The organism is Streptomyces sp. NPDC003697, from assembly GCF_053587115.1.
Genome location: NZ_JBSFNN010000051.1, coordinates 40,657 through 48,356 on the forward strand (window position 1 = coordinate 40,657; position 7,700 = coordinate 48,356).

General features: G+C 73.1%; 8 protein-coding genes. 1 reads left to right on the forward strand and 7 read right to left on the reverse strand.

Annotated elements, in window-relative coordinates; genetic code table 11:
- Window positions 1-37: 37 nt before the first annotated feature.
- Window positions 38-667, forward strand: a complete 630-nt coding sequence (locus ACWDNY_RS20480; protein WP_451647197.1) for a CGNR zinc finger domain-containing protein — start codon at window positions 38-40, stop codon at window positions 665-667.
- A 17-nt stretch (window positions 668-684) separates the two neighbouring features.
- On the opposite strand, the gene ACWDNY_RS20485 is transcribed toward ACWDNY_RS20480, so the two are convergent.
- The 7 genes from ACWDNY_RS20485 to ACWDNY_RS20515 form a co-directional block, all read right to left on the reverse strand.
- A complete protein-coding gene (locus tag ACWDNY_RS20485) occupies window positions 685-1,830 on the reverse strand; it encodes an acyl-CoA dehydrogenase family protein (protein WP_451647198.1) in 1,146 nt (381 codons plus the stop codon).
- A 28-nt stretch (window positions 1,831-1,858) separates the two neighbouring features.
- Window positions 1,859-3,556, reverse strand: a complete 1,698-nt coding sequence (locus tag ACWDNY_RS20490; protein ID WP_451647200.1) for an AMP-binding protein — start codon at window positions 3,554-3,556, stop codon at window positions 1,859-1,861.
- Window positions 3,553-4,539: a transketolase family protein gene (locus ACWDNY_RS20495; protein WP_451647201.1), complete on the reverse strand. Its 987-nt coding sequence runs from the start codon at window positions 4,537-4,539 to the stop codon at window positions 3,553-3,555. Before ACWDNY_RS20495 ends, ACWDNY_RS20490 begins: the two co-directional genes overlap by 4 nt.
- Window positions 4,536-5,450, reverse strand: a complete 915-nt coding sequence (locus ACWDNY_RS20500; protein WP_451647202.1) for a transketolase — start codon at window positions 5,448-5,450, stop codon at window positions 4,536-4,538. Before ACWDNY_RS20500 ends, ACWDNY_RS20495 begins: the two co-directional genes overlap by 4 nt.
- A gap of 81 nt (window positions 5,451-5,531) precedes the next feature.
- Window positions 5,532-6,557, reverse strand: a complete 1,026-nt coding sequence (argC, locus tag ACWDNY_RS20505) for an N-acetyl-gamma-glutamyl-phosphate reductase (protein WP_451647203.1) — start codon at window positions 6,555-6,557, stop codon at window positions 5,532-5,534.
- Complete coding sequence (locus ACWDNY_RS20510; protein WP_451647204.1) at window positions 6,554-7,417, reverse strand: RimK family alpha-L-glutamate ligase; 864 nt, start codon at window positions 7,415-7,417, stop codon at window positions 6,554-6,556. The genes argC and ACWDNY_RS20510 overlap by 4 nt, the downstream gene beginning before the upstream one ends.
- A gap of 63 nt (window positions 7,418-7,480) precedes the next feature.
- A complete protein-coding gene (locus tag ACWDNY_RS20515; RefSeq protein ID WP_229703398.1) occupies window positions 7,481-7,663 on the reverse strand; it encodes a lysine biosynthesis protein LysW in 183 nt (60 codons plus the stop codon).
- Window positions 7,664-7,700 lie beyond the last annotated feature (37 nt).

The following is a 7,700-nucleotide window of genomic DNA, read 5'->3' on the forward strand; positions in this document are numbered from 1 at the left end:
ATACCGGTCAACGCGAGTGACCGGTAAGGTCTGCGGCATGAGCGGAATACCGGCGCAGGCCACGGCGTCGAGTGCGCCGACAGGACGACCGCGGGTGCGGCAACCGGGGGACCGCGAGGTCGCTCCCGGTCGGCTCGCCCTGGTGCAGTCCTTCGTCAACAGCCTCAACGTGGAGTTCGGACCAGACGAGTTCGCCACCGTCGGGGGGATCACGCGCTGGCTTGAGGAGTACGGTCCGCCCAGCGCCGCCGACGGTGTCACCGAGGCCGACCGCAGGCAGGCGGTCGAACTCCGCGAGGCCCTGCGGGCGTTGCTGCGGGAGAACAACGGCGTTGCCCCCGACCCGGCGGCCCGCGCCGTCGTCGAGCGCGTCGCCGCGCACTCCCCGCTGGTCCTCGGCTTCGACGACGTGGGCCTGCCCGGCCTGCGGCCCGCCCACACGGGCGTCCAGGGGCTGTTCGGGCAGATCCTCGGGATCGTCGTCGAGGCGGCCAAGGAAGGCACCTGGCAGCGGCTGAAGTCCTGCCATGACCACCGCTGCGAGTGGGCCTTCTACGACCGTGCCCGCAACCGCTCCGGCCGCTGGTGCTCCATGGCGGTGTGCGGCACCCGTTCCAAGATGCGGGTCTACCGGCAGGGCCTGAAGGCCGACGCGGCGAACGGCTGAGCGCGGCAGGACGGCCGTCACGGCGCGTACTCCCGGCCCAGGACCAGGCGCGCCACCGTCAGCTTGGTGGCCGCCGCCGTGCCGTCGGCGAGCTGGAGGCCGATGACGTCCCGCAGCCGCTGGGCAACCGGCCCGTCCTCGCTCCAGCCCAGGTGCCCCATGGTCAGCAGCGCCTGGTGGGTGGCCTCCACGGCGGCCTTGGGCGCCCACCACTTGGCCATGTTCGACGGGATGCGGGGATCCTCGCCCCGGTCCGCCGTGCACAGCGCCTCGTAGGCGACCAAGCGCGCCGCGTGCAGCAGGGTGGTGTGTTCCACGAGCGGGAACGCCACCGCCTGGAACCGGCCGAGGGGCTGCCCGAAGGCGGTCCGCCGGGTGGCGTGGGTGTACGCCTCGTCCAGGGCGGCGTCGCCCACCGCGATCGCCATCAGCGCGATGTACGCCCGCGAGACCCCGAAGCCGCGCATCACGGCTGCGAAGCCGCCGCCCGCTTCGCCGACCAGGTCACCGCGGCCGACGCGCACCCTGTCGAGGACGATACGGCCCCTGCCGCCGGCCCTGCAGCCCAGATCGGGCAGCCGCTCCCGGCGTATCTGCGCGGCGTCCAGTGGGATGTAGAAGGCGCTGATGCCGCGCGGGCCGTCCTCGCCCGTGCGGGCGAAGACCAGCGCGTGGGTGGCGTGCGCGGCGATCATGATCGAGGTCTTCTCGCCGGTCAGCACCCAGCCGTCACCGTCCGGCTCGGCGCTCATCCGGATGCCCGCCGCGTCGGTGCCGTGGTCGGGCTCGGTCAGCGCGAGGGCGACCACGGCTTCGCCGCGGGCGATCGGCGGCAGCCAGGCCGCCCGCTGCTCCGGGGTGCCGTTGTCGGCGAGAACGCCGCCGATGAGCGCCGCGTTGAGCACCGGGAAGCAGACCGCGAGATCGGCCGCGGCCAGCCGCTCCAGCGCGATGCCCGCGCTGACCGCGTCGAGGCCGAGGCCGCCGTACTGTTCCGGGATGCGCAGGGCGAACAGGTCCGCGGCGGCCATGTCCGCGATCAGGTCCGGGCGGTAGGTGCCGGCGCGGTCCTGCTCCTGGCGGTGCGGGGCGATCTTCTCGGCGGCGAACTCGGCGACCTGCTTGGCCAGTTCGTTCTGCGCTGGGGTGAACGTGAAGTCCATCGAGGGCGCTTCCTTCTCTCGTCGGGCGTCAGGCGACGGGGCCGGACGGTACGGAGTGGCCCGGCGTACGCAGCAGGTCGCGCAGGGCGAATTTCTGGATCTTTCCGGAGGGGGTGCGAGGCAGCTCCGGCAGCAGTTCCACCCGCTCCGGCCAGTACGTCTTGGCCATGCCCAGCCCGGCCAGGTGCTCCTGGAGGTCGGGCAGGCCGAGGACCGGGCCGCTGGTGACCAGGAAGGCGCACGCGCGCTCCCCGAGCCGCTCGTCCGGGTAGCCGACCACCGCGACGTCCTTGATCGCGGGGTGCCGCAGCAGCGCGCCCTCGACCTCGACGACCGGGATGTTCTCGGCGCCGCGCATGATCATGTCCTTGACCCGGCCCACGATGCGGATGCCACCGTTGCCGTCGTCCCGGGCCAGGTCGCCGGTGTCGAACCAGCCGTCGGAGGTCACCGAGGCGTCGTACACCTCCTGCCGCCGGAAGTAGCCCAGGCACTGGGCGGCGCCGCGCACCTGGAGACGACCGTGCTCCCCGGGGCGTACGGGGGTGCCGTCCTTGGCGCTGACGCGGATCTCCATGCCGGGGACCGCGGTGCCGTCGCTCTCGGCGGCCCGCAGCGGCGGCTGTTCGGGCCGGGTGACGGTCACGCAGCCGTTCTCCGTCATGCCCCACAGCGCGTACACCCGGCAGCCGAGCAGCGCGTCGGCGTCCTCCACGAGCAGCGGCGCGATCGGCGCGCTGCCGGTGGCGAAGCTGCGCAGCGCGGACAGGTCGTGGGGGGTGCGGCGCTGGGCGTCGATCAGGTCGGACAGGAAGGTGGGCGCCCCCATGAAGAACGTCACCCGCTGCTCCTGGAGGATGCGCAGCATCCGGTCCGCGTCCCACCGGTCCACCTGCACCGCGGTCGCGCCGAGCAGCATCGGCATCACGAAGTTCCAGGTGAAACCGGCCTGATGGGTGGTCGGCGAGCCCATCGCGGTGATCTCGTCGCCGGCGAGGCCGAGGACGTCGGCCTGCGCCTTGTTCATCGCGTACAGGGTGTTGTGGCTGTGCACGACGCCCTTGGGCTCCCCGGTCGTGCCGGAGGTGAACATGATCTGCCCGGCGTCGGCCGGCCCTGCCTCCAGGCGGTCGAGGGACGCGAGCAGGTCCGGGTCGGGCGTGGGTGCGTACAGGTCGCGGGTGAAGTCCAGTGCGCCGTCGGTGAGGCGGCCGCCCTCCCGGCCGTCGCCGCCGAGCAGCACCCGGTGGCGCAGGGTGGGCACGGCCTTTGCGACCTCGGCGCTCATCTCGTCGTAGGAGAAGCCCCGGAACTCGGCGGCGGCGATATAGACCGGGCTGGCGGTGAGCCGGGTCATGAACTCCACCTCGCGGCGGCGCATCGTCGGTACGACGGGACCGGCGACCGCGCCGACCCGTGCGGCGGCCAGGCACAGCGCCACCAGTTCCCAGGAGTTGGGCAGTTGCAGCGTCACCACGTCGCCGCGCCGCACGCCGAGCCGGAGCAGCCCGACCGCGAGCCGGTCGACCCGGCGGGCGAGTTCGGCGTACGTCACGGTCTGCGCGTCGGCGCCGGAGTAGCACACCAGGGCGGGCTTGTCGGGGCGCTCGGCGGCCCAGCGGCGCAGGTCGTGCAGGATCGTCTCGTCGCGCCAGAAGCCGGCCGCGCGCCACGCGTCGCCGAGCCCTGCTGAGGCGTTCGACGGTCGCTGCGCTGTCGTGGTCATCGGGTGCCTCCCCCGGAGTTGCCGAGCGCCCGGCGGGCGCGGGCGGCGATGGACTGGGCGCTGACACCGCCCTGTTCGAGAAGCCGGCGCTGGCTGCCGGCGACCTGCACAAAGGCGTCCGGCATCGCGACCCGGTGGACCCGGACCGGCAGCGCGCCCAGTTCCTCGGCGACCGCGGAGCCGAACCCGCCAGCCGCCCAGTGCTCCTCCACCGTGATCACATGCCGCTGGTCGCCCAGCGCGTCGAGCAGCGCCGGGGTGTCGAGCGGCTTGACGGTGTGCAGGTGCAGGACGTTCGCCGAGATGCCGTCCGCGGCGAGGAGTTCGGCCGCCTCCAGGGCCGCCAGGACCGGGTAGGGGCCGCAGGCGGCGAGCGTGATGTCGCCGCCCCGGCGCAGGATCTGGGCCTTGCCGAGGCGCGGCGGCTCGGCGTCGCCCGGCAGGGCGGGGGTGGCGCCCCGGCCGAGGCGGAGGTAGACCGGGCCTCCCCACGCGAGCGCCTGGCAGAGAAGTTCGGCGGTCTGGGCGGGGTCGCCGGGCACCACCACGGTCATGTGGGGCAGCACCCGCATCGAGGCCAGGTCCTCCAGGGCGTGGTGCGTGGGGCCGAGGTGACCGGCCGACACCCCGGAGTGGGTGGCCGCGATCACCACCGGCAGCTCGCCCAGCGCGATGTCGAGCTTCACCGCCTCCAGAGCCCGGGACGCGGCGAACGCGGCCATCGTGTTGACCACTGCGATCCGCCCTTCACGGGCGAGCCCGGCCGCGGCACCCATCAGGGTGTGCTCGGCGATCCCGAGATTCAGATACCGGTCCGTGCCGTCCCCGAAGTCGACCCCGCCGAACAGCCCGGTGTCACTGTCCAGGACCACCAACCGCTCATCACGGGGGAGGAGTTCGGCGACGGTGTCGCGGTAGACCTCACGAGCGGAACGCTCGGCGGGGGCGGCTGGGCGCTCGGTGGGAGCCGTGGCGGTGGTCATCGGCGGGCCTCCGCGTCCGCGCGCAGGGCCTTCAGGAGCTGGAGCTGCTGGCGGCGGCCGAGGCGGGCGTAGTGGCTGCGGGCCTGACCCTCGATCTGGGGGACGCCCTTGCCCTTGACGGTGTGCGCGATCAGGACGGTGGGGCGCTCCGGGTCCGGCGGCAACGACAGCGCGTCGGTCAGCGCCTCGGTGTCGTGGCCGTCGGCCTCCAGCACCCGCCAGCCGAAGGCGCGCCAGCGGTCGGACAGCGGTTCGAGCGCGCCGACGGACTCGGTGGGGCCGCTGATCTGCAGGCCGTTGCGGTCCACGATCGCGGTGAGATGGCCGAGCCGCTGCGCGGAGGCGACCGAGGCGGCCTCCCACACCGAGCCCTCCTGCAGCTCCCCGTCGCCCATGACGACGAAGCAGCGGCGCTCGGAGCCCTCCAGCCTGTGCCCCAGCGCGTGCCCGACGCCGACGGCCAGTCCGTGGCCGAGGGAGCCGGAGGGCATCTCCACACCGGGGATCCCGGGGTGCGGGTGAGCCGTGAAGTGGCTGCCCGGCCTGGCGTAGGCTTGCAGCTCCTCGGCCGGGAAATAGCCGGCCTCGCACAGCGCCGCGAACAGGCCGATGCCCGCGTGCCCCTTGCTGAGCAGCAGGATGTCGCGGTCGGGCTGCCCCGGGAAGCGGGGGTCGTGGCGCAGCACCCGGAAGTAGAGCACGGCCAGGATCTCCACCAGGGACATCGAGCCGCCCAGGTGACCGCCCTCGGCGGACGCGCACAGCGTCACGATGTGCTCCCTGATCCGGGTGATGACCTCGGGCAGTTCGGCTTCGCCGCGGGGTGCCTCGGCCCCGGACGGGCCGACGGGGCGGTCGGCGGTCGGTGCGGCCGGCGGCGGGGTGCCGCGCAGCAGGGGCGGGCTGCTCATGCCTGGTCCTTTCGGCGGGTGCGGTGGCGAGTGGACGCCGGAGGCGTTAGGGGGTGTGGGCGTACGACGGTGTGATCGCGGTCAGTTGGGATGCAGCCCGGTGAACTCCAGGCCGCGGTGCTCCGGTTCGCCGAAGCGCACGTTCATGCACTGCACGGCGTTGCCCGCGCCGCCTTTGACGAGGTTGTCCAAGGCCGCGATCACGGTGACGGTGGAGGCCCCGCGGTCCAGCGCGAAGCCGACGTCGCAGAAGTTGGAGCCGGACAGGATCTTGGCGTCGGGGAAACGGTGCATGCCGCGCCGGGCGGCGACGATCCGCACGAACGGCTCGTCGGCGTACCAGGAGCGGTAGGCGGCGCGGACGGCGCGCTCGTCGACCGCGTCGGCAAGCGCCGCCCGGCACAGCAGCTGGACCCCGCGCACCGCTTCGACGCCGGTGGCCGTCATGTGGATGGTGTGCCCGGTCGCCTGCGCGATCTCGGCCTCGTGCCGGTGCCGGGTGGGCGCGAACACCCGCAGTGCGCCGCTGCGTTCGGCGTGCAGGTTCTCCGAGCCGGCCTTGGCGCCGGAGCCGCTGGACCCGGTACGTGCGTCCACCGTGATGTCGCCCCGCACCAGGCCGGCGCGGGTCAGCGGGACCAGGGAGAGCAGTCCGGCGGTGGCCATGCAGCCGGGCACGGAGATCCGGTCGGCGCTGCGCAGCCGCTCGCGGTGGAACTCGGGGATGCCCGGGGTGAACGTGTCGATCAGAGCGGGCGCCTCGTGCGGGGTGCCGTAGTAGTCCTCGTAGACATCGGTGTCGCGCAGCCGGAAGTCCCCTGACAGATCGATGACGACCCGCGCCGAGTCGAGGTACTCGGGCATACGCTGCATGGTCTCCCGGTGCGGGGTGGCCAGGAACAGCACGTCGGGGTGGCCGAGTTGGTCGTAGGACGAGAACGTCAGCCGGGTGCGGCCGCGCAGGTTGGGGTGGACGCTGTCGACCGGCCGCCCGCGCAGGGTGCGCGAGACGGCGCCGGCGACCTCCACCTGGGGGTGGTTGACCAGCAGGCGGAGCAGTTCCCCGCCGATGTAGCCGGCCGCGCCCACGACGGCTGCCCGGATCATGCCTGTGCCTCCTTGATCAGCAGGGTGGCGATGGCGTCCGCTGCGTCGATGTCCGTCCCATGGCTCTGTTGCAGGCCCCGGAACTCCACCCGGTCGTTGACCTCGAGCACGGTGAGCCGACCGTCGGGGTCCTGGAGCAGGTCCACGCCGGCGATGTGCGTGCCGACGGTGTCCGCGGCGGCCACCGCGAGTGCGGTGAGGTCCGGGTCGAGCGGACAGCGCTCGCTGACCGCGCCGCGGGCGACGTTCGTACGCCACTGATCGCTGCGCCGGTACGTCGCCCCGACCGCTCGACCGCCGACCACGAGGACCCGGATGTCCCGGTCGGCCTTGGTGACCTCGCGCTGTACGTAGACGATGTGCGACTGCGGGGAGGGCAGCGCCGCCAGGTGCTCCAGGACGGCCGTGGCCATCGCGGGGTCGGTCACCCGGGTCACCAGACGCCCCCAGGAGCCGACCAGGGGTTTGATCACGGCCGGGTAGCCGAGCTGCTCCAGGGCTTCGAGCGCCGCCTCCGGGGTCAGCGCGAGGGTGGTCTCGGGAGTTGGCAGACCGCGGGCGACCAGCGCCGCCGACGTCTGCCACTTGTCACCGCACACCGCCGTCGCGGCGGTGGTGTTGAGCACCTTCGTGCCCGTCGACTCCAGGGCGCTCGCCGCGTACAGCGCCCGGTAGTGGCCGACCTCCCGGTTGAGCACGGTGCGCGGGCCGGTCCAGGGCGAGCCCGCCCGGACCGACAGCGCGCGGGGGTCGATCTGCTGGCACGCGGCGCCACGCTTCTCCAGGGCTGCCAGGATGCATTTCTCCTCGAAGCGGACTCGCGAGGCGAGCACGCCGAGCTGCGGTGCCGCGGAACTCATGGCCTTCTTCTCCTTCCCCTGTGTCCCTGTGGCCTCTGGCCTCTGTGTCGGATCCGGGGCTGCTTACTCGCCCCAGTCCTCCTCGACCTCGGGCGCGAGGATGAGGCGCGGCGGCTCGACGGATTCGACCTCCAATTCCGTACGGCACTCCGGGCACTCCAGGATTTCGCCGACCCGGGCGTCGTTCTCCCAGGGCACCGCCGCGTCGCACTCGAGGCATTCGGTGATCGTCAGGGTCTGGGACATGGCATTTTTCTCCTCGCGTGATCGAATTTGGTGGAGC

Coding starts and splice junctions, on each gene's coding strand:
- ACWDNY_RS20480 (WP_451647197.1), top strand. CDS start 38: ATGAGCGGAATACCGGCGCAGGCCACGGCGTCGAGTGCGCCGACAGGA.
- ACWDNY_RS20485 (WP_451647198.1), bottom strand. CDS start 1,830: ATGGACTTCACGTTCACCCCAGCGCAGAACGAACTGGCCAAGCAGGTC.
- ACWDNY_RS20490 (WP_451647200.1), bottom strand. CDS start 3,556: ATGACCACGACAGCGCAGCGACCGTCGAACGCCTCAGCAGGGCTCGGC.
- ACWDNY_RS20495 (WP_451647201.1), bottom strand. CDS start 4,539: ATGACCACCGCCACGGCTCCCACCGAGCGCCCAGCCGCCCCCGCCGAG.
- ACWDNY_RS20500 (WP_451647202.1), bottom strand. CDS start 5,450: ATGAGCAGCCCGCCCCTGCTGCGCGGCACCCCGCCGCCGGCCGCACCG.
- argC (WP_451647203.1), bottom strand. CDS start 6,557: ATGATCCGGGCAGCCGTCGTGGGCGCGGCCGGCTACATCGGCGGGGAA.
- ACWDNY_RS20510 (WP_451647204.1), bottom strand. CDS start 7,417: ATGAGTTCCGCGGCACCGCAGCTCGGCGTGCTCGCCTCGCGAGTCCGC.
- ACWDNY_RS20515 (WP_229703398.1), bottom strand. CDS start 7,663: ATGTCCCAGACCCTGACGATCACCGAATGCCTCGAGTGCGACGCGGCG.